This is a genomic window from Vreelandella piezotolerans, assembly GCF_012427705.1.
Taxonomy (GTDB): domain Bacteria; phylum Pseudomonadota; class Gammaproteobacteria; order Pseudomonadales; family Halomonadaceae; genus Vreelandella; species Vreelandella piezotolerans.
On record NZ_CP048602.1, the window covers coordinates 3,656,111 to 3,681,905 of the forward strand.

Below are 25,795 nucleotides of genomic sequence, written 5' to 3' on the forward strand. Positions count from 1 at the left end.
GCTGAGGCGAGGAGCCACACATGATTCATAATCAAACGATGATCGAACAGCGGCCAGCGCCCAGCAACTCCGTTGGCGCGATTGCTTGGCTGCGAACGAACCTATTCAACGGGCCGATCAATACGATCTTCACGTTAATCGGCCTCTATATCCTCTATCTGCTCGTCGTGCCTACCGTGCAGTGGGCGTTCATCAACGCCGATTGGGTAGGCACCACACGCGACGACTGCTCACGGGAAGGCGCTTGCTGGGTCTTCATCAACGCACGTTTGACGCAGTTTATTTATGGCCTATATCCCAGTTCAGAGATCTGGCGCGCCAATATCGTGTTCGCCATGTTCTTTACGCTGATTGGCTGGCTGGCGATTCCCAAGCTGCCTTTCAAGCGCTGGGTGGCCATCTTTGCGCTGGTGGCATTCCCCATTATCTCGTTCGTACTGCTTTACGGCGGCTACTTCGACCTTCCCCAGGTGCCTACGCACCGCTGGGGCGGCCTGATGCTAACGCTGCTGCTGGCCACTGTGGGCATGGTAGGCGCGCTACCGATCGGCATCGTACTGGCGTTGGGACGTCGCTCGAACATGCCGATCGTCAAAAGCTTTTGCGTGGTATTTATCGAATTCTGGCGCGGCGTACCGCTGATCACCGTGCTGTTCATGGCCTCGGTGATGTTGCCGCTGTTCCTTCCTTCGGATATGAGCGTCGACCGCCTGGTGCGCGCTTTGATCGGCTTGACGCTGTTCCAAAGCGCCTACATGGCGGAGGTCATTCGCGGGGGCTTACAGGCCATCCCTAAAGGCCAGGAAGAGGCGGCAGCGGCTCTCGGCATGACCTACTGGAAACGCATGGGGCTGATCATCCTTCCCCAGGCGTTGAAGATGATGATTCCAGGCATCGTGAATACGTTCATTTCGCTGTTCAAAGATACCACCCTGGTCATGATCATCGGCCTCTTCGACCTCTTGGGGATCGTGCAAGCGGCTCTAGCCGACTCACGCTGGCTCGGCTTCTCGTTGGAAGGTTACGTGTTTGCCGCCTTCATGTTCTGGATCTTCTGTTTCAGCATGTCGCGCTACAGCCAGTACCTAGAACGCAAGCTGCATACCGGCCACAAGCGCTAACGCCGCTTTTATCAACGATTTTTTAGCAGGATAGTGACATGACTCAAGCAGCGACCAACACCCCTGGCACCAGCCCCTCTGACCTAATGGTCGAAATGCGCGGCGTGAACAAGTGGTACGGCGATTTCCACGTGCTGCGGGATATCTACCTGGAAGTGAAACGCGGCGAGCGGATCGTCATTTGCGGGCCTTCTGGCTCGGGCAAATCCACCATGATCCGCTGCATCAATCACCTAGAAGAGCACCAAAAAGGCGAGATCGTGGTGGGTGGCGTACCGCTGACCCAAGACGTCAAACGCATCGAGCAGATTCGCCGCAGCGTCGGCATGGTATTCCAGCATTTCAACCTGTTCCCTCACCTCACGGTGCTGGAAAACTGCTGTATCGCGCCAATGTGGGTACAGAAGAAGCCCCGCAAAGAGGCCGAAGCCATGGCCATGCAGTATCTGGAGCGGGTGCGTATTGCCGAGCAGGCCAAGAAGTATCCCGGCCAGCTCTCCGGCGGCCAGCAGCAGCGGGTAGCGATTGCCCGCTCGCTATGTATGCACCCGGACGTCATGCTGTTCGACGAGCCCACCTCGGCCCTCGACCCGGAGATGATCAAGGAAGTACTGGACGTGATGATCGAACTGGCCGAAGAGGGTATGACCATGCTCTGCGTGACCCATGAAATGGGCTTCGCCAAGACCGTGGCCGACCGCGTGATCTTCATGGACCAAGGACAAATCATCGAAGAGAACGCGCCGGAGCCGTTCTTCAACAACCCGCAGTCCGAGCGTACCCAGCTCTTCTTGAGCCAGATTCTGGGGCATTAAGTCAGCTTACAGCGCCCCACAGTGCTGAACCTGGGCCTCCTATGAGGCCCATTTTTATGGGGTTTCTACGCCACAACACCACAACGAGCGAGTCATCATGGAAAAGCTATTTATCGATCGTGCACCGCAACCCATTGCGCCGTTTTCACACGCCTGCCGCGTGGGGGATTTGGTGTTCATCACCGGCCAGATGCCCACGGTGCCGGAAACCAACGAGATGCTGCTGGGCACCTTTACCGAACAAACCCACCGGGTGATGCAAAACCTGGCCATCGTGCTGGAAGAGGTCGGCAGTCGCTTCGAGTACGTGGTGCAGTCGCGGGTGTTCATCACCAATATGGGCCACTTCGATGAAGTGAACCGGGTCTACGCCAGCTACTTCGACAAGCCGCTGCCCACCCGCACCTGCATCGGCGTGACTGGGCTTGCGGGCGGCGCGGATGTGGAGGTGGATATGATCGCCTGGATTCCCCCCAAAGAGGGTGCTTAACCGCCGACGAGGGTAATGCTGGCGGGTAGCAGCGCAGGCTGCTCCCGATGCTGTGTCAGCGGCTTGCCCGCCAGCGCCGTGAGCAGAATTTGTAGCGGATCGCCGTGGCTGACGATCAGCACCGTTTCGTTAGTAAAGCGCTGCTCCAACGCTTCCAGCACGGCACACATCCGGGCTGCTACTCGGCTAACCGGCTCTACCTGCCACTGGGTATGCTCGGCGCTCTTGGCATCGAAGGCCCACACGTCTGGGTAGTGGCTATCCGCCTGCCCCTCCAATTCGCCAAAGTGGCGCTCCCTCAAGCCCGCCTCTTGCTGCATTCCCACCCCAAACGCGGCGGCCACTCGGGCGGCGGTGTGTGTCGTACGTAAAAAGTCCGAATGCACGATCTGTGTCGGCACCGGCCAGGACCACTGCGCCAGCGCTTCCTCGAGTTGCTGTTCACCCTGCTCTGATAACCCGTAGTTCGCCAGGCCCTGCTCCGGAGAGCTGATGATTTTCCCCTGAGCGTTGGCCTGGCTATGGCCATGGCGCATCAGCAGATAGCGGTTTCGCCAATGGTAGGAGGGGGTCAGGAAAGTGTTTGACATATCTTTGTAACAAACCCTAGATTGAAGATGCTCGTTTTCGAAAAATAAACATCTGCGCTTTTAAATGTCCATTTGCGAAACAGACGCTGATCGAAGCACACACTTGCGACGCAGCAGTGGGCATACGCGACAACAATAATGCACGTAAGAGGCTGACTATGAAAACGCTACATCTGCGCAAGCGTCCGCTTGCCATGCTCACGGCTATCTCGCTACTTCCCCTTGCGTTACTCTCCAGCCATGCCTACGCCGAATGCGAGCGGGGCGACTTGGACACCCTTTACTGCGACGAAAATGGTGACATGGTCGCCGACCGCCCGGCCGATGAGTCGGAATGGGCCAACCCCGACACGCTGATTTTTGCCTATACCCCAGTGGAAGATCCCGCCATTTATTCCGATATCTGGCAGCCCTTTATCGACCACTTATCGGACGTCACCGGGCGCGATGTGCGCTTCTTTGCGGTGCAGTCGAATGCCGCCCAGGTAGAAGCCATGCGCAGCGGTCGTCTTCATATCGCGGGGTTCTCTACTGGCCCAACGCCGTTTGCGGTCAACCTAGCCGGTGCCGTGCCCTTTGCGCTGATGGGCTCTGATGACGGCCAGTTCGGTTACACCCTGCAGCTATTTACCCACGTCGACTCGGACATCGAGACGCTGGAAGACTTGAAAGGGAAGCGCGTGGCGCATACCTCGCCCACTTCGAACTCGGGCAACTTAGCGCCGAGAGCGCTCCTGCCCGAGCTGGGCATCACGCCGGAAGAGGATTACGAGGTGGTTTACTCCGGTAGCCACGATCAATCCATGCTGGGCGTGGTAGCCAGAGATTACGATGCTGCTCCGGTCGCCTCTGAAGTCGTCGAGCGCATGGCCGCGCGTGGCCTTTACGATACCGACGATGTTCGACTGATCTACGAATCCGATCGCTTCCCCACTACCTCGTATAACTACGCTTATAACCTACATCCTGACCTAGTAGAGAAAATCGAAGAAGCGTTTTTTACTTTCGATTTCGTGGGCACCGAGCTAGGTGACGAATTCGAAGGCGTCGAGAAGTTCATCCCCATCACCTACAAAGACAACTGGCAGGTGATTCGCACCATTCAGGCCGCCAATGGCGTGACCTACACGCCTGACAACCTGGAGTAACGCGTGCTGCGCCGCTTGTCGCGGCGCGGTTCTTCGTCTTTCGATGGATGCGAACACATGCTGGAAATCACGAATTTGGTCAAACGATATGGCCACAGCGAGGCCGTGCTGAAAGGCCTCGATTTGAAGGTGGAGGGCAACAGCGTGGTGTCTATCGTAGGTGCCTCCGGCGCCGGTAAAAGTACCATGTTGCGCTGTATCAATCGCTTGGTAGAGCCCACCTCTGGCTCAATCAAACTCAATGGCACCGAACTTGTGAACCTGAAAGGGGCCGAACTGCGCCGGGCACGCCGTAAAATTGGCATGGTGTTTCAAGGATTCAACTTACTTGATCGGTTAACCGTGATGGAGAACGTGCTGGCAGGGCGGCTAGGCTACGTCAGCTTTTACCAGGCCATTTCACGCCGCTACCCACCCGCCGATATCGAGCGTGCGTTTGTGCTCATGGAACGCGTAGGCATTGCCCACTACGCTAACAAGCGCGCAGACGAGCTGTCTGGTGGCGAGCGCCAGCGGGTGGGCGTTGTACGTGCTTTGATGCAAGAGCCGGACGTGCTGCTGGCAGATGAACCCACCGCCTCGCTGGACCCGCGCACCTCCGAGCAAATCATGATGCTGCTACAGAGCCTGGCGAGCGAGCTGTCGCTGCCGGTATTGATCAACATCCATAACGTCGCCCAAGCCAAAACCTATACCGAGCGCATCGTGGGCCTGCGTCACGGCAAGATGATTTTTGATGGGCAGCCTGCCGATTTTAATAAAGACGCGTTGGACGCCATTTATGGCGGCATCGAAGCGCCGGACGATGCCATCACCGAGACGCCGGGCACCGCCGTGGAGGGGGCGCGCCATGACGCCGTCTAACCCGCCCACGCCTAGAGCCTGGAAAAAGCCACCGTTTATCGCCAACCCACTGCTGCGCTACGGATTACTCGTGATGACAGTAGGGTATCTGGTGTGGGCGTTTGGCTCGCTGCCCTTTAACTGGGAACGTATTTCGGAGGGTCTCCCCCGCGCGGCGCGCATTTTTAGCGGCGGTTTTCCGCCGAACCTAGAGCGCTATGAGCTACTGCTCACCGGGTTTAAAGAGAGCTTTCAAATTGCCATTCTCGCCACGCTATTAGGGGTGTTGCTCTCGATTCCATTTGCGGTGATGGCTGCCCGTAATATCGCGCCGCTGCCTGTTTACCTGTTAGGGCGCAGCATCATTATTATTTCGCGTAGCTTTCACCCCGTGATTGTCGCCATCCTGTTCGTTGCCGCCGTGGGATTTGGCCCGCTGGCGGGAATACTCACGCTGACACTCTACTCCATTGGCTTTGTCGGTAAGCTGCTCGCTGAAGAGATAGAGGAGATCGACTGGGGCCAAGTAGAGGCCATGCGTTCGACCGGGGCTGGCTATCTCGTTACGCTGTTTTATGCGGTGTTCCCACAAATTCTGCCACGCCAAGTCGGTCTGTCCATGTACCAGCTCGATAGTAATCTGCGTGCTTCTGCCGTCGTGGGCATCGTCGGTGCAGGCGGCATTGGTGGCACCTTGATGAATGCCTTTGGGCGCTACGATTACGACTTTGCGTTTGCCATCTTACTGGTCATTATCGCGGTGATTCTGCTCAGCGAAGGGATCAGCGGCTGGGTGAGGAAAAAAATATGGTAGATCGCGAACAGCTACTCGCTGACCGTATTTGGCAGCGTTACGACCGCAAAGAGCGGCTGATCCGTTACGCCGCCCTGCTCGCCACGCTGATGCTGGTGTTTTGGGCCGTGCGTGATATCGATATTTTTTGGCCCTGGGTGTGGGATGCTCCCAACCAAATATCGAACCTCGGGGCGCGCATGTGGCCGCCAAGCGCGGTCGGACTCAGCGGTATTCTCAATGCGCTCATGGAAACCGTGCATATCGCCACGCTGGCGACGTTCCTGACGATTTTTCTAGCCTTACCTGTTGCCTACATGGCGGCCCAAAACACCACACCTAACCGCGCTTGCCTGTGGTTAGGCCGTTTCATTTTGGTCTCTAGCCGCTCGGTGAATACGATCATCTGGGCCCTGCTGTTCGTGGCCATTTTTGGGCCCGGCGTGCTGGCGGGCATTCTGGCCATCGTCTTTCGTTCCATTGGTTTTATCGGCAAACTCATGGGCGAAGCCATCGAAGAGATCGACCGCCGCCCCGTGGAAGCCATGGAGGCGACGGGAGCATCGAAAGCGAAAGTCGTGGCCTACGCCATCGTGCCCCAGGTGATGCCTGCCTTTTTTGCCATCGTGGTGCTGCGCTGGGATATCAACATTCGTGAATCCACGGTATTGGGCTTGGTAGGCGCAGGGGGCATTGGGGTCATTCTGCAAGGCGCGATCGATACCTTTGCCTGGCCAACCGTGGCGACCATTCTCATCGCCATTATCGTGCTGGTACTGCTCGGCGAAGCGGTGACCAGCCTGCTGCGCAGTAAGGTACTTTAACGGGCCTTGGGGCAAATGGGCAGGCGTTTGACCAAACCCTAAACGCTTGCCATGGTTAAAGGGTAATCAACGACATGGAGGACGTATGACAATGACCACCTATATCGTGGTAGCCGATGCCGCACGCGCACGTATCTTCACCCGTGATGCGCTCCATCTCGCCGAGCAGGAGAGCTTGGTACACGCCGCAGGCAGACTGCATGAAGGCGACTTGATCACGGACCGTCGCGGTGCCGACGTCCACGAGTCGACGTCGACGTCATCACGCTCCTCTGGCGAAGAGGGCGCAGCCTCTCAACATGAAAACGAGCTATTTGCCAAAGAAGTCGCCCAGCGACTCTATGCTGCCCGGGTAGACAACCGCATGGAGAAGCTGATCATGGTCGCGCCTCCCAAGTTCTTGGGTCTGCTCAAAGAAAAACTCGATAATCCCACGCAAAAGCTGGTCACGCATACGCTATCGAAAGATTTTAGCAAGGCCTCGTTGGCCGACATCCAACAGGCGGTCAGCGATTTGCGTTAGTCAACGCAGTTAGCACTTACTTACTATTTTCCTGCTTTTTGCTAAAGACAGCGTCGCTCTCGCCGATACCCATCATGAATCCTGATGATCCCGAGAGCGACCATGTTTTCCTCCCTACGTACACGCATCCTTCTGGCGGCCCTCATGGCTATCGTGTTGGCTTTGACGGCCAATGGTATTGCCAGCTACACCACCGTTAAGCATCATAATAGTGAACAGGTAAACCGCAATCTCAGCGCTGTTGTGAATGGAAACACACAGGCCATTAACGAATGGTTCAACGCTCGCTTTACGATGCTGGCCAGCATGGAGCATGCCGTTGGTAGCGAGGCACCGCTACAAGCGCTGCGGCAGCTAGCCGACTCTGGCGACTTTATGACCGCCTACATCGCGTACCCGTCTACCTCAGAAGGGATTTTCTCAGACGGCTGGCAACCTCCCAGCGATTATGACCCGCGCCAGCGCCCTTGGTACCAAGGTGCCGTGAGCGCACAGGACACCATCATTACTGCCCCTTATGTCGATGCGCAAACAGGCGGTTTGATCGTGACCTTCGCTCGGCCTTTCTATCAGAATGGTGACCTCACCGCCGTGGTAGGCGCCGACATCACGATTGCCGACGTCATCGATATCGTCGCTAGTATCGCGCCGACCCCATCCAGTTTCGGCTTTCTAACGACGAGCGACGGCACTCTGGTCGCCCACCCCGACGCGTCACTGACGCTGGAGCCTGCAAGCGCGCTTAGCGATGCGCTCACCCCTTCCGACCTGACACGCATCGTGCAAGCGGACACCCCGCAACCGCTCACCCTACAAGGCAACGACAAACTCCTGATGGGCAGCAGTGTAGGTGGCAACAGCGGTTGGCAGTTGGTCGTGGCGCTGGATGACGCAGAAGCCACGGCAGATCTACGCGCCATTGCGACAACGTCCATCGTGACGCTGCTGATCGTTGCGGCCATCACGGCCGTCGTGTTTGGCATGCTGCTGTCACTGCTGCTGCGTCGTCTACTAGGCGTCCGCAATGCGATGGATAACATCGCCTCGGGTGAAGGGGACCTGACTCAGCGCTTGCCGGAAGAAGGCACCGACGAAGTCGCCCAAATCGCCAGTGCTTTCAATCGCTTCGTGGGCAAGATGGAAGCAGTCTTGATCGACGTGCGTACCAGCAGCGAATCGGTGCACCACGCCGCCAACGAGATTGCCATGGGTGGACAAGATCTTTCCCGCCGCACCGATAACGCCGCTTCGAGCCTGCAGCAGACCTCGGCGTCAGTCGAAGAGATCACCAGCACCGTGGCGCATACGGCGGCCTCGGCCCAGGAAGCCAACAAGCTTTCCCACGCGGCCACCGAAGTCGCCAAAGAGGGTGGGCAGGTCGTGTCGAACGTAGTCACCACCATGGAAGACATCTCCAACGCCTCCCATAAGATTGGCGAGATCGTCACGCTGATGAACAGCATCGCCTTCCAGACCAACCTGCTGGCCCTCAACGCCTCGGTCGAAGCCGCCCGCGCAGGCGAACACGGTCGCGGTTTTGCCGTCGTGGCGGATGAAGTGCGCAAATTGGCAGGCCGTAGTAGCGATGCAGCCAGCGATATCCAGCAATTGATCGAGGACTCCCAAGCCAAGGTGAATAACGGCACCTCCTTGGTGCGTAATGCTGGCAGCACCATGCAGGATATCGTCGCACATATCACCCGCGTCACCGACGTCCTGGAAGAGATCAACGCGGCCACCAGCGAGCAGAGCGACGGCATCAAACAGGTCAATATTGCGGTCGCCGAACTGGACCGGATGACCCAAGAGAACGCCGCCATGGTCGAAGAGTCGACCACCGCCGCCGAGCAGTTGAAAGAGCAAGCGGATCACCTGACCGGCACGATCAGCAGTTTCAAGCTCTCCCAAGGCGCGACAGCGCCTGCCTTGCAGGCACCTGAAAGCAGCTACCGCTAACGGTTAAGGAATCGGCGGCAGCGGGATATCGTCGCTGCGCTTGGCCCCGGCGGTCATTTCGCGACAGAGACGTAAAAACTCGCGCACGCCGGTGGTCAGGTACTTGTGACGATGCCAGATGAACGTGAACTGGCGTTTTAAATCCAGCTCCGGCGTGGGCAGCGGCACTAGGCTGCCGCGCCGGAAGGCATCGCGCAGCGCCAGCCGCGAAACGCAGCCAATGCCCAGCCCCGATTCCACCGCGCGCTTGATGCCCTCGGTATGCTCCAGCTCCAGCAGGGTATTGAACCGGCTGCGGCGGTGGCGGGCGGCATGCTCCAGCGTCATGCGTGTCCCCGAGCCCTCCTCGCGCATGATCCAGTCTTCGCGCAGCAGTTGATCCAGCTCCAGGTGCTCGCGTCCCGCCAGCGGGTGACGCGGCGAGCAGAACACGCACAGCTCATCCTCGACCCAGGGCTGGCTGATGATCATGTCGTCATCGCACTGCCCCTCGATCAGCCCTAAATCCAACGAGTGCTGGCGCACGCCTTCGATGATATGCCGCGTGTTGCGCACCGCCAGCCGAACTCGACTGCCGGGATAGCGCTGCATGAAATCACTGATCAGCAGCGTGGCGAGATAGTTGCCGATGGTGAGCGTGGCCCCCACGTCCAAAGCTCCCACGCCCTGTTGGCCCCGCAGCAACTCTTCGACCTCCTCGGCGCGGTCCAGCAGCGCCACCGCCTTGGGCAGTAGCTGAAAGCCGAGCGCGTTGAGTTTCAGCCGTTTCCCAATGCGGTCGAGCAGCTGGCAGTCGAACTGGCGCTCCAGCTCGGCCAGCGCCGTACTGGTGGCCGATTGCGACATGGCCAGCGCACGCGCCGCGTGGGAAACGCTCTCGTGCTGGGCAACGGCCACGAAGACCTCTAGCTGCCGCAGGGTGTAATGCATGACCAAAACCTCTCTGTCGAGTGAGCGGCGAAGGGCTATATCGATTTTAAAGATAAGCGTTATCAAGATAATTTGCTTAACAGATATACCACCCTTTATTTAGAATTAGCAGCAACCTATAGAGATAATTTTTATTCTTTTTTGGAATATGGCGAGTAAGGCTTAGGCTGCGCCGCCTCTGGAGGAGTGAGCATGAGCAAGTTTGCCCTGGAAGAAGTGCTAAGCGTTCACCACTGGAACGATACCCTGTTCAGCTTCCGCACCACTCGCGAGCGCAGCCTGCGCTTCAAGAACGGCCAGTTCGTTATGATCGGCTTGGAAGTGGACGGCAAACCGCTGATGCGCGCGTACTCCATCGCCAGCCCCAACTACGAAGATCACCTGGAATTCTTCAGCATCAAGGTGCCGGATGGCCCGCTCACCTCGCGCCTGCAGCACCTGCAGGTAGGCGACCAGATCATGGTCAGCCGCAAGCCGACCGGCACGCTGGTGTGCGACGACCTGCTGCCAGGTCGTAACCTCTACATGCTCTCGACCGGCACCGGCTTGGCGCCGTTCATGAGCCTGATTCAGGACCCGGAAGTCTACGAGCGCTTCGAGAAAGTCGTGCTGGTACACGGCGTGCGCGAAGTCTCCGAGCTGGCCTACGCCGACTTCATCACCAAAGAGCTGCCCGCCCACGAGTACCTGGGCGAGGAGATCGCCGAGAAGCTGGTGTACTACCCCACGGTGACTCGCGAAGAGTTTCACACCATGGGTCGCCTGACCGACCATATTCGCACCGGCAAGCTGTTCGAAGACACCGGCCTACCGCCCATCGACCCGCGCCAAGACCGCGCGATGATTTGCGGCAGCCCGGCGATGCTGGACGACACCAGCGCCCTGCTCGATGAGCTGGGCCTGAACATCTCCCCGCGTATGGGCGAGCCGGGCGACTACGTCATCGAACGCGCCTTCGTTGAGAAGTGAGCCCCGTTCGAAGGGTGAAGGGTGAAGGGTGAAGGGTGAATAGAAAATTGTAGCCCGTGTCATCGTCGCCTTATGCACAAAGCCCCTGTGGATATTATCCACAGGGGCTTTGTCGATTCAGCGCGACTCACTGTTCACGCCTTACCATTCACCGTGGTTAGACAGCGTCTTTACCGGTTTCGCCGGTCCGGATACGGATGACCTGCTCGAGCGGCATCACGAAGATTTTACCGTCACCGATTTTGCCGGTATTGGCGACCTGGGTAATCGCGTCGATCACCTGCTCGGCCATATCGTCGTCGACGGCGACTTCCAGCTTCACCTTGGGCAGGAAATCCACCACGTACTCTGCGCCACGGTAGAGCTCCGTGTGGCCCTTCTGGCGGCCAAAGCCTTTCACTTCCGTGACCGTAATGCCTTGCACGCCGATATCCGAGAGCGATTCGCGTACGTCATCAAGCTTGAAGGGCTTGATAATGGCTGAGATCAATTTCATTGCGACATCCTCTAGCTTGGTGGCCCGCTGTCATGCAGACAGCGTTATTAACCGATTGTCATAACCATCGAGGTTAGCGGGGCGCTCACGTAGCCAAGCCCGTTACCCAGTCGATTAAGCATACACCGCCAAGGGCGGAGAATAAAAAATCCGAACGTCACTAGTTCATAACCTTCGACGTACCGCATATCCATCAACGACAAAAAGGCCTCCCACTCGGGGAGGCCACAAGGAGCACGCCAGCTCACATGATTAGCGCAAGCTTATTTCTTGACGCTAAACTCGGGGTAGGCTTCCAGACCGCATTCAGCGATATCGACGCCTTCATACTCTTCTTCTTCGCTCACGCGAATGCCCATGACCGCTTTCAGCACCAGCCATACCACAAGGCTTGCGATGAAGACCCAGCCAAAGATGCCCACAATACCGATTAACTGCGCACCGAAAGAGGCATCGCCATTGGTGAGCGGCACAGCCAGCACGCCCCAGATACCGACCACACCGTGCACGGAGATCGCACCCACCGGATCGTCCAGCTTCAGCTTGTCCAGCGTGACGATCGCAGCGACGACGATCAGGCCACCCACCGCACCGATGATGGCGGCACCCAGCGCCGAAGGAGAGAGCGGATCCGCAGTGATGGCGACCAGGCCAGCCAGCGCACCGTTCAGCGCCATGGTGAGATCTGCTTTACGGAACCACAGTTTAGCCAGCACCAGAGCGGCAATCACACCGCCTGCTGCCGCAGCGTTCGTGTTGACGAATACTTGCGCAACGTTGTTGGCAGAGCCGATATCGGACATTTTCAGCTCGGAACCACCGTTGAAGCCGAACCAGCCCATCCATAGGATGAAGGTACCCAACGTGGCCAGCGGCATGTTGGCACCGGGAATTGCATGGATAGAGCCGTCTTTACCGTACTTGCCTTTACGCGGGCCCAGGACGAGCACACCTGCCAGCGCGGCGGCCGCACCCGCCATGTGGACGATGCCAGAACCGGCATAGTCAGAGTAACCCACTTCGGACAGCCAGCCGCCGCCCCAGGTCCAGTAGCCCGACACCGGGTAGATGAACGCCGTCATCACCACGGCGAAAGCCAGGAAGGCCCACAGCTTCATACGCTCGGCAACCGCACCCGAGACAATCGACATGGCGGTGGCAACGAACACCACCTGGAAGAAGAAGTCAGAACGCATGGAGTAGTAAGGCGCATCGTCGCCACCGGCCAGCACCGCATCGACGCTGTTCTCGGTACCGATCAAGAAGCCCAAGTTCGGCAAGAAACCGCCTGCGCTGCTGGAGTACATGATGTAATAACCCACCAGCAGGTACATGGTGCAAGCAATCGCAAACAGCGCGATGTTTTTGGTCAGAATTTCGGCGGTATTCTTGGAGCGAACCAAGCCCGCTTCCAGCATCGCGAAGCCAGCGGCCATCCACATGACCAGCACGCCGCAGATCAAGAAATAGAACGTATCGAGCGCATAGCTCAAATCAGCTAACTCATTCATGAGGTGTTCCCCGTTGGTACTTAAGAAGAGGTACTTGGAAGATGTACGTGGCAGCGTGGCGACATCATCAGCCGCCCAGCATTACCCTTACACGGCATCTGCACCGCGCTCACCGGTACGAATACGGATCACATCTTCCAACGGCGTGACGAACACTTTGCCGTCGCCGATCTTGCCGCTATTCGCTGCGTTACAGATGGCGTCCAGCACGCTTTCCAGGCGTGCATCGTCCACGGCGACTTCCACTTTCACCTTTGGCAGAAAATCGACCACGTATTCCGCGCCGCGGTAGAGTTCGGTATGCCCTTTCTGGCGGCCAAAGCCTTTCACTTCGGTTACCGTAATCCCTTGAACGCCGTTGTCGGCGAGTGCTTCACGAACGTCGTCAAGCTTGAATGGCTTGATGATAGCGGTGATGAGTTTCATCCCGGATCTCCCCTGCTGGATCAGTCCCACTCGGTGAAAAGCGGCATGGCCGCCCGAATTTAGTGCTTGCCCTACTAATGCGCATACCGTGCCACCCGCTTTTTTATTATTAACTTTCAATTACTTAAAATAATTATATAAGCAATTCACGGTAGCTTAGACGTGCTACCCAATGCGGCTCACCCTGGCTTTGCACCATTAATAAACATTAATAAAAGCTAGCCGCTCCATTTCGATGCATTGATTCATCCCGCTCACCACGCTTAATTCACACGCGGCGCATGCGAATCGGCGCCGGGTTGCGTATCCTTACTGACAAGCAGTTCATATTCATGCATGCCCTTTCAAGGAGAGAGCCATGGCGCCCCAAGATCGCATTAGCCGCTTAGCCCAGCAGATCGGCGACCGTCTGCAGAATGCGTCGCAAGCCCCGGAAGATATTCAAAAAGGTGTCCAGCAGGTGGTACGCGGCGCCTTTGACCGCCTGGAGCTGGTATCGCGGGAAGATTTCGATATTTTGATGGATGTGCTGCAGCGCACGCGCTCGCGGGTTGAAGCCTTAGAGCGCCAAGTGGCCAGCCTGGAAGCGGCCGTAGAAGCCTCTAGCAACACCGCGTCCACGCCCGTAGAAGCCGAAGTGCCGCCCGCCCCTGTGCAACCCTCCGGGACGACGAAATCAACGTCCGATAAACCGTCCACTGGCGATACTGAGTAAGCCGCCGTTGTGCTCAGAATGGGGCAGGCTGAGCTGCCCCAAATTAGCGAACAAGAATCACTATCATTGACTCCCGTCGCGATAGTGCTATCGTGCGTTGATTGGCTGCCTCATTCACGATAGCGACGGCTCAGATGCCCCCGCAGGAACGCCTCATCACGCCCGAAATCACCCACCGCTCACTGGTCCAGCTTGGCCAACGATTTGGCATTCACTACCGCGTGGACGGCACCCCTTTACAGCACCAGCCGGTCGCGCTGGGCCATGTGCACGATGTTGGCTTACCCCAAGGGCTGCACCTAACGCTGTCTAACCTGCAAGTAGAGCGCGGCTATACCTCCACGTCTTACCAAAGCGTCCCCTGGTTCTTTAGCATTATTTTGGAAGGCACGATTCAACTACAAATAGGCCAGCAGCACCTGCAGCTAGGTGCCGGGGAGGGAGTGTGCGCTCACTTTGATGCCCACCACCCGCTAACGGTGCACCAACCGGCTCAGCCGCGCCTGAGTACCGTGAATATTGCGGTGCGTAAGACCGCACCGTTAGGGCTTCCCGCTCCCGGCAGCCAACCGGCCTTGCACCGTTGGCGGCTGCCGAGTGCCTTACACCAGCACCTTTGCACCATAAGTGAGCAACCACCCACCACCTGGCGCCAGCCCCTCGTGTGGCAAGGTCTCGCGATACAACTGATTGGCCTGGGACTACCGGAAACGACGCCCGCACTCCCCAAGCATCACGGCCTCTCCACCCGAGACAGACGCCGCCTAGCAGCGCTGCACGCGCGCATCACTCAGCATCCCGCCGAGCCCTATAGCCTCGCGGCTCTAGCCAAAGAGGCCGCCATGAGCGCCAGCAGCCTGCGGCAGAAATTTCGTGCCTACTACGGCTGCACACTGTTCGACTACATTCGCCAAGCGCGCCTGGAGCAGGCGCACGCATCGTTGCGCCAAGGCCACAGCGTTCAACACACGGCCCACCGCTGCGGTTACCGCCATGCCAGCAATTTTTCGAGCGCCTTTAAGCGCCACTTCGGTGTTTCCCCTCACGAGCTTCAACGAGACAAGCCATAAGCCATCGTTCCCTTGATGCGATCACTTATGACAGCGCGCATAGCTGGCTTGGCACAACGCATACCTTTACGATGCCATAAAAAGTAATAATTCTCATTGCTTAATAAAACTGATTCCACTTCCTCTCAGGATCACTTATGGCCTCCCCCCATCGTCCGTTCTTATTGGCTCCACTCACTAGCACGCTGCTGATGGTGCTGATGTCACCCGTGGCGGCACAAACCAGCACGCCCTTGGCCACGGTTACCGTGACGGCTCAACAAGCAGCCACCAAAGTCGCCACGCCTTTTATTGAAACGCCGCAGAGCGTCTCAACCATCACCGACACGCAGGTGACACAGCGCGGTGTCACCACGGTGCAACGCGCTACCGACTACACGCCCGGCGTGTACAGCAATCAAATAGGGGCTTCCAACCGTTTTGATTACCTGGTGCTGCGCGGCTTCTCCGATGGCAGCTTGAGCAACACCTTTTTAGATGGTTTGAAGGTGATGGGGGACGCCAACTCCCATAGCAGCATGCGCATCGACCCCTGGTTTCTAGACAGCATCGAGGTGGTGCGCGGCCCGGCGTCCGTGCTGTATGGCCGTGCCTCACCGGGCGGCGTGGTGGCTCTTAACAGTAAACGCCCCGAGTTCGAGCCGGGCGGCGAGCTGCGCTTCAGAGTCGGCAACAATAACCAGCGCAGTGCCGCGTTCGATCTCACGGGCCCGCTGGGGGCAGAGCAGCGCGTCGCGTTTCGGCTCACCGGCATTGCCAGCGCCGCCGATACCCAGTTTGGCCCAGCCGAGGAGGAGCGCTACGCCATTGCGCCACGGCTGACCTGGGACATGACCGACGCTACCAGCCTCACCGTAGAAGCCTACCTGCAAGACGAACCAGAAGGCGGCTACCACTCCGGCGTACCCTATGAAGGCGCGGTGATCGCTCGCAATGGCCGCCAAATAAGCAATAACTTCTTCGATGGCGAAGCCGACTACGACGCCTATCAGCGCACCCAGCGCATGCTTGGCTATACCCTCGAACATCGCTTTAACGACCGCGTGTCCGCCCGCCAACTGCTGCGCTATCTCAATTCAGACGTGACGCTGAATCAGGTGTACGGCTTTGGCTGGGCATCGCCGACCTCCAACGAACTGGCCCGCTACTACTCCGGCAGCGAGGAGTCGCTTCAGGCCCTGACGGTGGATAATCAGTTAGAAGCCCGACTGACCAACGGCTTCATGGAGCACACCCTGCTGCTCGGCGCGGATTACCAGCAGCGCGAGAACGAGGTTGCTTGGCCTTCCGGCGCGTTCCCCTCGTTGGATGCCTTCAACCCGGTCTACGGTAGCGAGCCGCTGGCGTTCTACGCGCCCGTTCGGGAGAACCACGAGCTGGAGCAAACCGGGGTCTATCTGCAGGGTCAGATCGCCATCGACCAGTGGCGCGTGACGCTGGGCGGGCGTTTTGACTGGGTCAATATCGACAACACCAACCGCGACAGCGGCGCTACCAGCGCGCTCAGCGACACCCAGTTTAGCGGCCGCGCCGGGGTGGTGTACCTGTTCGATAACGGCATCGCACCCTATGCCAGCTACTCGACGGCCTTTACCCCCACCAGCTTTGTGGATGCCAACGGCGACCTGCTTTCTCCCATGGAAGGCGCGCAGTGGGAAACCGGCGTGAAATACCAGCCCAACGAACAGCAGCAGTACAGCGCAGCGCTGTTCCACATCAGCCAGGAGAACGTGGCGACCAAAGAGCAGCCTACCGACCCCTACCGCGCTGTAGGCGAGATCGAGTCGCAAGGTATCGAACTGGAAGCCCAAACGCAGCTCACCGAGGCGCTCTCGCTTCAGGCGGGCTACAGCTTTACCGATATTACCTACGCCAAAAGCGACGACGGCAACCAGGGCAATCACGCTATTTATTCACCCCGCCACCAAGTGCAGCTCTGGGGCCACTATGCCGTACAGGAAGGCTGGCTGAGCGGTGTGGATGTTGGCGTAGGCGTGCGCCACTACGCTGACATTGCCGCCGACCGCGCCAACACCGCCACGGTACCGGACTACACCCTAGTTGATGCCACGCTGGGCTACGACTGGCGCCAAGTAGGCTTGAACGGCGTCGAAACCCGCCTGAATGTGCACAATGCGTTGGACAAAGCGTACGTGGCATCGTGTAACTCACTGGAGTACTGCTACTTCGGTGCCGAACGCGGTATCACTGCCAGCGTTCACTACCGCTTCTGAGCAGCGCCCGCCAAGCCCACACCCAGGCCTCCGCAACCTGCGCTTGCCTGGGTGTTTCTATTTGCAATTGATAAATAGACTCGTTTAAATAAGGCGCTTATTGCTAGGTACTAATGCCATGCGCCGTTTTCCCCGACTGCTTATCCTGGCTCGCCACGGCCTTCTCGCGGCAAGCCTGCTGCTGTCTACCGCCAGCCACGCCCAGTGGGCCACCATCGACTGGACCATTGCTGAAACGCTGCTAGCCATTGATGCCCCCGTGAGCGGCATTGCGCAGCAACCGGCCTACCACGACTGGGTGGGCGAGCCGCGCATTCCCGAGGGCGTGATGGATATTGGCCTGCGCACCCAGCCCAACTTCGAGCTGCTGGCCCAATCGCCCCCCGAGCAAACGCTGCTCTCGCCCATGTTTACCGGGCTCATTCCCCGGCTGGAGAAAATCGCCCCAGTGGGCACCTTCGCCCTCTACTCAACGGGTGCGGATACGTGGCAAGAGATGCAGAGCCTCACTCGCCAACTGGGCGAGCTGACCGACCGCAACGCCGAGGCCGATGCGCTGATCGAGAACACCCAGCAGCTGATGGCCGACCTGCGTCGCCAGCGCAGCGACTCGCCCCCACTGCTGATGGTGCAGTTCATGGATGCCCGCCATGTGCGCGTGTTTGGCGAGAACAGCCTCTACAACGCCGTGCTAGAACAGCTCGAATTGCCCAACGCCTGGGATCAGCCCACCAACGCCTGGGGATTCTCACTGGCCGGTATCGAAGCGCTGGCACGCTACCCCGATGCCACGCTGGTGGTCGTCGACCCACTCCCCGCAGGCGTGGAAGAGCAGTTGGAGGGGAGCGGCCTCTGGCAACACCTGCCGAGTGTTCAAAACGGCAACCTGCTGCGCCTGCCCCCGGTGTGGAGCTTTGGCGCGCTGCCTTCGGCACAACGCTTTGCCCGTGAACTCACCAGCGCGCTGAATGCTGACGTTGCTGGATAGTTCTTACTTCACCTGCTCCACTTCGGTAGCGCTCAACTCTTGAAATAAAGTAGGCTTAGCTAACGAACAGGCTCATTAAGCTGACTAAGTCGATGGATGACGTTGCGAGTGAGCGCCATGACGCTAGCGATTGTGGCCACGCGGGCAGGCGTGGGGTTGGAAGCACCGGCAGATCACCCCAAAGAGATCTAGTGTGATTTAGTTATCGTTGTTATCTGCCGCTAAAAGTAAATGAATTCGTTCAACTTCGCTCATTGAGGCTTTCTGTAAGGCTTTCCAGCTATCCGGTGGGTTGCCACTGCTGAGCATTTTCTGAAAGACAGAGTAAGCATCATGCTTACTGCCGTAAGCGCGTTTTGTGGCGTCATCATTGACCCATGCATAAATAATGATTTTGCTCGCAGCATCGTAGCGAAAGAAAAGCCGGTACTGCTGGTAGAACTTTGCTCGTTGCCAATGAGTGTGCTCTGTGCCAAGCGCGCTCCCTTGGCGGTAGTGAGTGCCTGATGGATCCTGCGGAATATCATTCAAGGCCAGCTTCATGATCGCTGCTAGGCGCTTGGTGGCCGCCTTGTTGCGATATCCGGCAGGATCTTTCGATTGAAGATGTCTCACCTTTAAGGTGAGTACTTCGACTTGTTCCAAGAACAACGGATGGGCATAAATCGTCCACCCATTAACCTTCAGAGGCTTCATTCGTCGTCATCATCCTCTTCCAGCGCCTCTTCGAGGTCTACCTCAACACCTGCGGTAAGCCGTTCGGCCTCGGCAAAGCTACTGGCAGTCACCGGGCGAATATTTTCCGGATGCGCCAGAAGATCGCGCTCTAGAAAATTGAGAAAGTTGACCATCACAGGGTCGTGCTTGGCCTCATCACTCGCCCGGGAAAGCACCACTTCTCCATCAGGACGAACGGTATAATGGATACGGTCTCGGCGCTTCAGCTTTAGCGCCCGGCGAATCGATGCCGGAACAGTCGTTTGATAGCGATCCGTCAGAGTTGAGTCGTCTTCGATAAGCGTGCTCACTGTTGCTCTCCGCTTGATAGCAATGCAAAGGTAATGCATCCAAAGTTAATGCAAGCGCATTACCTCGTCAAGCCGTCTCCGCTACTTGAACCAGTTGCTTAAGCGCTACCAAAGCCTTCTTAATTACGTTAGGTTAAATACTTAAGCTAATGTAGCTTTATCCTACATTGGAGTAAGTGACAACAGCAGAGGAAAGGCGATGACGCTAGCCATTGTCGCCACGCGGGCAGGCGTGGGGTTGGAAGCACCGGCGGTACATGTAGAGGTTCATTTGGCTAACGGTTTGCCGGGGTTGACCCTGGTAGGCTTGCCGGAAACCGCCGTAAAGGAGAGCCGCGAACGGGTGCGCAGCGCCTTGATCAACGCGGGCTTCGATTTCCCCAATACCAAGCGCATTACCCTCAACCTCGCCCCGGCGGATCTACCCAAAGAGGGTGGCCGCTTTGATTTGCCGATTGCGCTGGGCATCCTCGCCGCCTCTGGCCAAATCCCGGTAGATGCATTAGAAGGCATGGAGTGCGCGGGCGAACTGGCCCTGGATGGCAAGCTGCGGGCAGTGCCCGGCGTGCTGCCGTTTGCCCTGGCGACCCGCCGCGCCAATAAAGCGTTGATCGTCCCCCGCGCCTGCGCCGATGAGGCCGCCCTGGCAGGCGATTTGTCAGTGCTGCCCGCCGACTCGCTTTGGCAAGTGGTCGCCCATTTGCTGGGCCAGGAGAAAATTCAGCCCCATCAGCTCTCAGCCTCCGTCAAATCCACCGCCCCGGTGGCGGACTTAGCCGACGTGCGCGGCCAGCATCAGGCCCGCCGGGCGCTGGAAGTAGCCGCGGCAGGGGGCCACAACTTATTGCTGGCAGGCCCACCCGGCACCGGCAAAACCATGCTCGCCAGCCGCTTGCCCGGCATTCTGCCGCCGCTGTCAGAAGATGATGCGCTTCAAGTGGCAGCCGTGCGCTCGGTATGCGGCTTGCCGCTGGAAGCCGACTGGGGCCAACGGCCCTTTCGCCAACCCCACCACAGCGCGAGCGCCGCCGCGCTGGTCGGCGGGGGCTGTCATTTCCAACAATTGTTGCGACTAAACAATAATTGCTGCGACAATCTCTATGTTGAGTTTACATAGAGTGCGCCTTTGTGACCGTTTCTCTTAAACAATCCAGAACCTTTAGCTTCCATGATGGCACCCTAAAAAACGAGGCAGAGCGCTTGGTCGTTTGGTGGTACGGGCCTATATTTAAGAACAATCGCTTACGAAGCGTCCCTAAAATCCATATCTTCTTAAGAACCATCGACCATGAAAATAACTTAGGAGGCGTGATGAGACGTGAGACTGTCTTAACGCATCTTGGGCTATTGAGAATAGGGTCAGTATGGGAAAAGGGCGTGAGTAGCTCGCGTATTGCCTACGAGGAAAGAAAATTCTCCGTTTCTTTTTCTCCAGGCGGCTGGCGAATTGTCACCTTAGATGATTTACGACAATCAGGACGAAGCCTCTATACCGCTTTTCATGACTCGAACTACTTACCCCAGAAAAATCAGCACAAAACATACCTGATTGAATTTGACCTTCCAGATGGCAAACACTTGCTCATCCCTTGCACAGAATTTTTTATTCGCGTTTACGGCCGATCTTCTGAAATCAAGCGAGTGCTCGCCACTTACCCTTGGGAAGAAGTCAAAAAACGTCTTTATCGACCGCTTGATGCGCCTGCATCCCCAGGTACGTGGCCTGTCAAATTTACCTATCATGTTCATAAACACGATGCCATTTTGCTCGCGCATATGTTGTACGATCCGTATGCCAAGCGCGCTGCAAAATATATATATTCACAATTTGAAACCAGCTCCACGCCAGATGAGATGCTTTTAAAAGCCACCCCATGGTTTCAAGGCAGCGGGGAAATCTCTGTTTCTGGCGTTCCAATTGATGGTGGCAACACATTCCTAGGCTTGCAGATATTAGGCTGTACGCAGCCCGATGGTGCCACGATCCACCGCGAAAGAGAGAAGTCAACGACAGTACCAGCCACCGATGGCGATGATGCTCCCACTCAATTTCCCTATCATCAGCTTCAAGACATCCCCGATGTCATTGACCTGACGGATGATGAAGAGCCCGACCATGGCTCTTCTTGGCTAGACCTTCCTGAGGACGAATTCGTTATTTTAGGTAAGCCTCGCGCCGTCTTGGATAAACGATATACTCGAAAAAATGTGCCCGATACACGAGGCGTCCCCGTTCCGGGTGACGAAACTATTTTCTCCACTGGGGAGCCGCATGGATCAGGAAAAGGGGTCGGACAGGCCTCTATTCATGCTCCTATTACACTGGAATCACAGGGCTTTCTACGTGATATGTGGAATGCGCTTCTCTATTTGCAATCGGCCTATCCCGAAACGATTCGTGGCGTTAGCTGGTTTACCTTTGAAGACGGCTTTAGCACTTCCCCCGACCCTCGGTTGATCAGCCTCGAACCTTTCGAAATAGACGAGGAGGTGGAAACGTCAGTCGCTAATTGGGTTTACATTGATACTCAGACCAAGGTACCTCGCGGGGTGCTCGTCGTTCGGGTGCATGTGTTAGATCAAACGCTCTATCTCATGGAGATCCAACGACGCCCTCCAAAACCCAGAGCTGGCGGTAGCGAGGAGGCATCCAAGCCTCCTTCCTATAAAGGTTTAGTCTTCACGCTGAGCCACCAAGGCAGCTTCGAGCAGTGGTTACGCCAAGTGCTGTCTAACGTGCGGCACGTAGAAGGTGTTGTCCAAAAACTAGTTGGTCACTGCCCAGGATTCGCCGATACGTTCAAGCACCCTAAATCCAAAAAGGAACAGATACCCTGCGAAGCCTCTGTGTTAAATGCTTTTAGCAAGGTCAGTATTGGTCGCAGTGACTTAGCATAGGTACTATTTGCCACCTTTATGAGTAGCGGTGTCTGTTTTGTCGCTAAGAGCAACCTGTACACCCCGTGTGCAGGTTGCTCTTCTGACGAAGAGCCGATACGGCCATCCCTTCAGTGGCGGGCGAGGATCTTCGCTGCGATGGGCGAAGTGATCATTTGAATCACGGCAAAAAAAGCGGCTGGAATCGCGATCTCTGATGGCAAGCCGGAAACAGCGACAAACGCTGCAGCGATGCTGAATTCCTTTTTACTGACCGTGAAAAGATAGGTAATCACCTCTTTGCGATCAGAGGTGAGTAACCGTGAGGACATACCTACCAGGTACCCAATCAAATTGAGGCACAGGGCCGCGCCCGCAATCACAAACGCATACCAGCCATAGCCAATGATCGTGGTGGCATTCGGCCCGACCACGGCGAGTAGGATCAGCAGATACAGAATCGACCCTATCCCTGCATACGCTGAATCATGCCGTGCAAAGAAAGCCGAGAACTTTGTACGCAAGCTGACCCCAATCACGGTAGGAAGAAGCACGATTAGTGTTAATTCAAGAATAATTGATCCAAGCGGCACGTCTAACTGAAGGCCGGTGAGCCATAAAAACAGGGGGTATCCGGATTATCTGGTTGGTATGCGAGAGAGAAAGGTGGCCGACAAACTCAACCCACAACGGATTAGCTGGTTGATGGCTCGCTCAGTACGCTCACTTGCTAGAGAGCAGATATTTCACCAAACAGGCGATGCCCAGGACCAGCAGCAATAGTAGGGCAATTCCGATCACTGGCATTATCCAGCCCATCGCCCCCATCATCCCGCAATCGGGTAGTGTCGTGTTCATCGTGACAGAGCTCCCTGTGGTGTCCATGCCCAAAACCCGTGGTGCCGCCGCCCAGTGGCACCACGGTCGCGCTCATATCGTTCACCCGGCACAGCAGGACAACTGCGTCACATCCTTGGTGAAAGTCTGGGCACAGAGCTTGAGCCCTTCCACCATGGTCAGGTAGGGAAATAGCTCATTGGCGATGTCGTGTACGGTCATGCGTGCGCGTAGCGCCATCACCGCCGTCTGGATCAGCTCACCGGCTTCCCCCGCCACCGCCTGCACCCCCAGCAACCGGCCCGAGTCGCGTTCGGCCACCAGCTTGATGAAACCACCGGTGTCGAAATTCACCAGCGCACGCGGCACGTTTTCCAGGTCCAGCTCGCGGGTATCGACGCTGAAGCCTTGCTCGATGGCCTCGGCTTCCGTCAGGCCGACGGTGGCCACCTGGGGGTCGGTGAAGATCACCGCCGGCATGGCGCTCAGGTCCAGGGTGGCTTCGCCCCCGGTCATGTTGACGGCAGCCCGGCTGCCCCCGGCGGCGGCGACATAGACGAACTCCGGCTGATCGGTGCAGTCACCGGCGGCATAGAGCCCCGGCACCGTGGTGTGCAGATGCTCATCGACCAGAATCGCCCCACGTGCGGTTTCCACGCCGAGGCTCGCCAGGTTCAGGGCCTCGGTATTGGGTGTCCGTCCGGTGGCCACCAGCAGTTGATCCGCCCGCAAGGTGCCGGCGTTGGTATCGACAATGAATTCATTGTCGGTGTAGTCCACGCGGCTCGCCTGGGTCTGCTTGAGGACCTCGATGCTCTCGCGGCGAAACGCCGCCTCCACCGCATCCCCTACCGCCGGGTCTTCCTGGGAGAGCAGGCGGCTGCGGGCCAGCACCGTGACCCGGCTGCCCAGCCGGGCGAAGGCCTGGGCCAGTTCCAGGGCCACCACCGAGGCGCCGATCACAATCAGCCGCTCGGGAAGGGTGTCCAGTGCCAGCGCACTGGTAGAGGTCAGGTAGGGGGTGTCGGCAAGACCCGGGATCGGCGGTACTGCCGGTCGGGCGCCAGTACCGATTAAGGCGCGGTCGAAGTGGACGACCTGCTCGCCGCCCTCGTTCAGCTTGACCATCAGGCTATGGGCATCGATAAACCGGGCCTCGCCGTGCAGGACCGTGATGGCCGGGTGGTCGCGCAGAATCCCCTCGTACTTGGCGTCACGCAGTTCCTCGACACGTCGCTGCTGCTGCTCGAGCAGCTTGGCCCGATCCACCACCGGCGCCTGGGCGCTCAGGCCTGCATCGAAGGGACTTTCCGTACGCAAGTGGGCAATATGGGCCGCGCGAATCATGATCTTCGAAGGCACACAGCCTGTATTGACACAGGTACCGCCGACGGTGCCGCGTTCGATCAGGGTGATCCGGGCGCCGCGCTCGGCGGCTTTCAGGGCCGCCGCCATGGCGGCGCCGCCGCTGCCGATCACCGCGATGTGCGGGGCGTCTTCATCACGGCCCTTGGACACCGATGCGCCTGCCGGGGAAGTGGGCCCACTGTTGGCCAGTCGAGCTTGGTAGCCAAGTCGGGTCACGGCAAACGTCAACGCCGAGGCCGGTGTCTCCGGATCAACGGCTACCGATGCCGTCCCCTGAGGATAGGATACCTCCACCGACTGCACGCCGGGCAGCTTCTCCAGGGCTTCCCTGACATGATCCGCACAGCGGTCACAGGTCATGCCACTCACGTTGAGTTCAATCATCACGTTTCTCCGAGTCTTCATTAGTAAAGCCGGCATCCTGCTTCCGCTTGTGGTATCGCGCGTAGAGAGGTAAGCCGATGGCCAGGGCGGCAAACAGCAGGTAATCGAGATAGCCTGCCAACGCGGCCAGGCCCGCCGTACCGAATAGCACCAGGGCGATTGGCGCGGCGCAACACAGCACCATCAACCCGGTGCCAAGCACGACGCTTAAAAATTTCTGCGAATCTTTCACGCTTATTCCTTCACCGTGGCGGGCAAGCTCGTAAACAACTCACCCGATGACCGCGATGTGCAGCTGCTTGATGTCACTCAGGGGGCGTATTCCTTGATTTGATAGAGCCGTTGTCACAACAGGCGTCGAACTGCTTCTTACGCCAAATCGCATAAATGGTCAGGCCGATGAAGAAGGCCAGGGCCGGCAATAACACAACGTCGAGATAGCCCGTCAGCCCCGCCAGGCCCACCGTGCCAAGCAGGATCACCAGGATCGGCGTAAAGACAATGCCACCAGGACGGTGCCGATCACGCTCACGCGCAGCAGGGGCTTGGGATTCTTCATGATCACTCTCGATCCGCTTGCGAGGATGTCGGGGTTGATGGATACCCAGCGTTGATGGTGGCCTCGGTCAATGCCTCCACCGACGTTCGGGCGTCGTCAAAGGTGACCACGGCCTCGAGATCCGCGTAGCTCACGTCGACTTGCGAGACGCCGTCCACCTTGTTGAGGGCGGCCTTGACGGTGATCGGGCAGGCGGCACAGGTCATGCCCGGCACCGACAGCGTCACGGTCTGCAGGGCCGCTAAGGCGGGCGTGCTGAGCAGGGCGAGTAGCGCGATGAAGGCGAAACGAGCTTTCATG

Annotated in this window: 28 protein-coding genes and 1 pseudogene; 16 read left to right on the forward strand and 13 right to left on the reverse strand. The window is 57.9% G+C overall.

All coding sequences use genetic code 11. The features are described 5' to 3' along the window. The first annotated feature begins 20 nt into the window (after positions 1 to 20). The 3 genes from GYM47_RS16765 (at position 21) to GYM47_RS16775 (ending at position 2,426) form a co-directional block, all read left to right on the forward strand. Positions 21 to 1,121 carry an amino acid ABC transporter permease gene (locus GYM47_RS16765; protein WP_139525998.1) on the forward strand — a complete coding sequence of 367 codons (1,101 nt, stop codon included), beginning with the start codon at positions 21 to 23 and terminating at the stop codon, positions 1,119 to 1,121. Positions 1,122 to 1,207: 86 nt separating this feature from the next. After that, positions 1,208 to 1,936 (forward strand): amino acid ABC transporter ATP-binding protein, encoded by a 729-nt coding sequence (locus GYM47_RS16770; RefSeq protein WP_139526244.1) that lies wholly within the window; start codon positions 1,208 to 1,210, stop codon positions 1,934 to 1,936. A 97-nt stretch (positions 1,937 to 2,033) separates the two neighbouring features. Further along, on the forward strand, positions 2,034 to 2,426 hold the full coding sequence (locus GYM47_RS16775; RefSeq protein WP_139525999.1) for a RidA family protein: 393 nt from the start codon (positions 2,034 to 2,036) through the stop codon (positions 2,424 to 2,426). Here the strand turns inward: GYM47_RS16775 and GYM47_RS16780 are convergent. Further along, positions 2,423 to 3,016 carry a histidine phosphatase family protein gene (locus GYM47_RS16780; protein ID WP_153843743.1) on the reverse strand — a complete coding sequence of 198 codons (594 nt, stop codon included), beginning with the start codon at positions 3,014 to 3,016 and terminating at the stop codon, positions 2,423 to 2,425. The genes GYM47_RS16775 and GYM47_RS16780 overlap by 4 nt on opposite strands. A 158-nt stretch (positions 3,017 to 3,174) precedes the next feature. On the opposite strand from GYM47_RS16780, the gene phnD reads away from it, so the two are divergent. From phnD to GYM47_RS16810, 6 genes are all read left to right on the forward strand, one after another. Further along, positions 3,175 to 4,164, forward strand: coding sequence for a phosphate/phosphite/phosphonate ABC transporter substrate-binding protein (gene phnD / locus GYM47_RS16785; RefSeq protein WP_153843742.1), 990 nt, complete (start codon positions 3,175 to 3,177; stop codon positions 4,162 to 4,164). 57 nt (positions 4,165 to 4,221) lie between these two features. Beyond that, complete coding sequence (phnC, locus tag GYM47_RS16790; protein ID WP_153843741.1) at positions 4,222 to 5,028, forward strand: phosphonate ABC transporter ATP-binding protein; 807 nt, start codon at positions 4,222 to 4,224, stop codon at positions 5,026 to 5,028. Continuing rightward, the gene (gene phnE, locus GYM47_RS16795; RefSeq protein WP_139526003.1) at positions 5,015 to 5,821 is read left to right on the forward strand and encodes a phosphonate ABC transporter, permease protein PhnE; all 807 of its coding nucleotides are present in this window, start codon (positions 5,015 to 5,017) and stop codon (positions 5,819 to 5,821) included. Before phnC ends, phnE (GYM47_RS16795) begins: the two co-directional genes overlap by 14 nt. Next, positions 5,815 to 6,624 carry a phosphonate ABC transporter, permease protein PhnE gene (gene phnE, locus GYM47_RS16800; protein ID WP_139526004.1) on the forward strand — a complete coding sequence of 270 codons (810 nt, stop codon included), beginning with the start codon at positions 5,815 to 5,817 and terminating at the stop codon, positions 6,622 to 6,624. Before phnE (GYM47_RS16795) ends, phnE (GYM47_RS16800) begins: the two co-directional genes overlap by 7 nt. Before the next feature lie 91 nt (positions 6,625 to 6,715). Further along, positions 6,716 to 7,147: a host attachment protein gene (locus GYM47_RS16805; protein WP_139526245.1), complete on the forward strand. Its 432-nt coding sequence runs from the start codon at positions 6,716 to 6,718 to the stop codon at positions 7,145 to 7,147. 102 nt (positions 7,148 to 7,249) lie between these two features. After that, a complete protein-coding gene (locus GYM47_RS16810; RefSeq protein WP_153843740.1) occupies positions 7,250 to 9,103 on the forward strand; it encodes a methyl-accepting chemotaxis protein in 1,854 nt (617 codons plus the stop codon). Positions 9,104 to 9,106: 3 nt separating this feature from the next. Here the strand turns inward: GYM47_RS16810 and GYM47_RS16815 are convergent, their stop codons facing one another. After that, complete coding sequence (locus tag GYM47_RS16815; protein ID WP_044629892.1) at positions 9,107 to 10,033, reverse strand: LysR family transcriptional regulator; 927 nt, start codon at positions 10,031 to 10,033, stop codon at positions 9,107 to 9,109. 192 nt (positions 10,034 to 10,225) lie between these two features. Here GYM47_RS16815 and GYM47_RS16820 point away from each other — a divergent pair, with 192 nt between their 5' ends. Beyond that, positions 10,226 to 11,002 (forward strand): ferredoxin--NADP reductase, encoded by a 777-nt coding sequence (locus GYM47_RS16820; RefSeq protein ID WP_139526007.1) that lies wholly within the window; start codon positions 10,226 to 10,228, stop codon positions 11,000 to 11,002. A gap of 157 nt (positions 11,003 to 11,159) precedes the next feature. Here GYM47_RS16820 and glnK read toward each other — a convergent pair whose 3' ends face one another. From glnK to GYM47_RS16835, 3 genes are all read right to left on the reverse strand, one after another. Next, positions 11,160 to 11,498, reverse strand: coding sequence for a P-II family nitrogen regulator (gene glnK / locus GYM47_RS16825; protein WP_009098335.1), 339 nt, complete (start codon positions 11,496 to 11,498; stop codon positions 11,160 to 11,162). A 263-nt stretch (positions 11,499 to 11,761) separates the two neighbouring features. Further along, complete coding sequence (locus GYM47_RS16830) at positions 11,762 to 13,009, reverse strand: ammonium transporter (RefSeq protein ID WP_139526009.1); 1,248 nt, start codon at positions 13,007 to 13,009, stop codon at positions 11,762 to 11,764. A gap of 87 nt (positions 13,010 to 13,096) precedes the next feature. Next, positions 13,097 to 13,435, reverse strand: coding sequence for a P-II family nitrogen regulator (locus tag GYM47_RS16835; RefSeq protein ID WP_058579766.1), 339 nt, complete (start codon positions 13,433 to 13,435; stop codon positions 13,097 to 13,099). A 358-nt stretch (positions 13,436 to 13,793) separates the two neighbouring features. Here GYM47_RS16835 and GYM47_RS16840 point away from each other — a divergent pair, with 358 nt between their 5' ends. The 4 genes from GYM47_RS16840 to GYM47_RS16855 all read left to right on the forward strand — a co-directional run bounded on the left by GYM47_RS16840 (position 13,794) and on the right by GYM47_RS16855 (position 18,442). Beyond that, positions 13,794 to 14,150 carry an accessory factor UbiK family protein gene (locus GYM47_RS16840; RefSeq protein WP_153843739.1) on the forward strand — a complete coding sequence of 119 codons (357 nt, stop codon included), beginning with the start codon at positions 13,794 to 13,796 and terminating at the stop codon, positions 14,148 to 14,150. Positions 14,151 to 14,284: 134 nt separating this feature from the next. After that, positions 14,285 to 15,220 carry a helix-turn-helix transcriptional regulator gene (locus GYM47_RS16845; RefSeq protein ID WP_153843738.1) on the forward strand — a complete coding sequence of 312 codons (936 nt, stop codon included), beginning with the start codon at positions 14,285 to 14,287 and terminating at the stop codon, positions 15,218 to 15,220. A 137-nt stretch (positions 15,221 to 15,357) separates the two neighbouring features. Then, positions 15,358 to 17,454, forward strand: coding sequence for a TonB-dependent siderophore receptor (locus tag GYM47_RS16850; protein WP_153843737.1), 2,097 nt, complete (start codon positions 15,358 to 15,360; stop codon positions 17,452 to 17,454). 118 nt (positions 17,455 to 17,572) lie between these two features. Continuing rightward, complete coding sequence (locus GYM47_RS16855) at positions 17,573 to 18,442, forward strand: ABC transporter substrate-binding protein (protein ID WP_153843736.1); 870 nt, start codon at positions 17,573 to 17,575, stop codon at positions 18,440 to 18,442. 198 nt (positions 18,443 to 18,640) lie between these two features. On the opposite strand, the gene GYM47_RS16860 is transcribed toward GYM47_RS16855, so the two are convergent. Continuing rightward, on the reverse strand, positions 18,641 to 19,138 hold the full coding sequence (locus GYM47_RS16860) for a type II toxin-antitoxin system YhaV family toxin (protein ID WP_153843735.1): 498 nt from the start codon (positions 19,136 to 19,138) through the stop codon (positions 18,641 to 18,643). Further along, positions 19,135 to 19,470, reverse strand: a complete 336-nt coding sequence (locus GYM47_RS16865) for a type II toxin-antitoxin system PrlF family antitoxin (RefSeq protein ID WP_153843734.1) — start codon at positions 19,468 to 19,470, stop codon at positions 19,135 to 19,137. The genes GYM47_RS16860 and GYM47_RS16865 overlap by 4 nt, the downstream gene beginning before the upstream one ends. A 199-nt stretch (positions 19,471 to 19,669) precedes the next feature. Here GYM47_RS16865 and GYM47_RS16870 point away from each other — a divergent pair. Beyond that, a pseudogene (locus GYM47_RS16870) lies at positions 19,670 to 20,518 on the forward strand (YifB family Mg chelatase-like AAA ATPase); the annotation flags it as partial. Positions 20,519 to 20,598: 80 nt separating this feature from the next. Next, positions 20,599 to 22,368, forward strand: coding sequence for a hypothetical protein (locus GYM47_RS16875; protein ID WP_128082404.1), 1,770 nt, complete (start codon positions 20,599 to 20,601; stop codon positions 22,366 to 22,368). 110 nt (positions 22,369 to 22,478) lie between these two features. On the opposite strand, the gene GYM47_RS16880 is transcribed toward GYM47_RS16875, so the two are convergent. The 6 genes from GYM47_RS16880 to merP form a co-directional block, all read right to left on the reverse strand. Next, complete coding sequence (locus GYM47_RS16880; RefSeq protein ID WP_246638315.1) at positions 22,479 to 22,973, reverse strand: bile acid:sodium symporter family protein; 495 nt, start codon at positions 22,971 to 22,973, stop codon at positions 22,479 to 22,481. 97 nt (positions 22,974 to 23,070) lie between these two features. Further along, entirely contained in the window at positions 23,071 to 23,205 is a 135-nt protein-coding gene (locus tag GYM47_RS18490; RefSeq protein WP_008957399.1) for a hypothetical protein, read from the reverse strand. A gap of 81 nt (positions 23,206 to 23,286) precedes the next feature. Beyond that, positions 23,287 to 24,936, reverse strand: coding sequence for a mercury(II) reductase (merA, locus tag GYM47_RS16885; protein ID WP_082051506.1), 1,650 nt, complete (start codon positions 24,934 to 24,936; stop codon positions 23,287 to 23,289). Further along, a complete protein-coding gene (merF, locus tag GYM47_RS16890; protein ID WP_027965777.1) occupies positions 24,929 to 25,168 on the reverse strand; it encodes a mercury resistance system transport protein MerF in 240 nt (79 codons plus the stop codon). The genes merA and merF (GYM47_RS16890) overlap by 8 nt, the downstream gene beginning before the upstream one ends. A gap of 73 nt (positions 25,169 to 25,241) precedes the next feature. Continuing rightward, positions 25,242 to 25,418 (reverse strand): mercury resistance system transport protein MerF, encoded by a 177-nt coding sequence (gene merF / locus GYM47_RS18540; RefSeq protein ID WP_240470511.1) that lies wholly within the window; start codon positions 25,416 to 25,418, stop codon positions 25,242 to 25,244. Positions 25,419 to 25,497: 79 nt separating this feature from the next. Then, positions 25,498 to 25,794: a mercury resistance system periplasmic binding protein MerP gene (gene merP / locus GYM47_RS16900; protein WP_022519794.1), complete on the reverse strand. Its 297-nt coding sequence runs from the start codon at positions 25,792 to 25,794 to the stop codon at positions 25,498 to 25,500. Position 25,795: the final 1 nt, after the last annotated feature.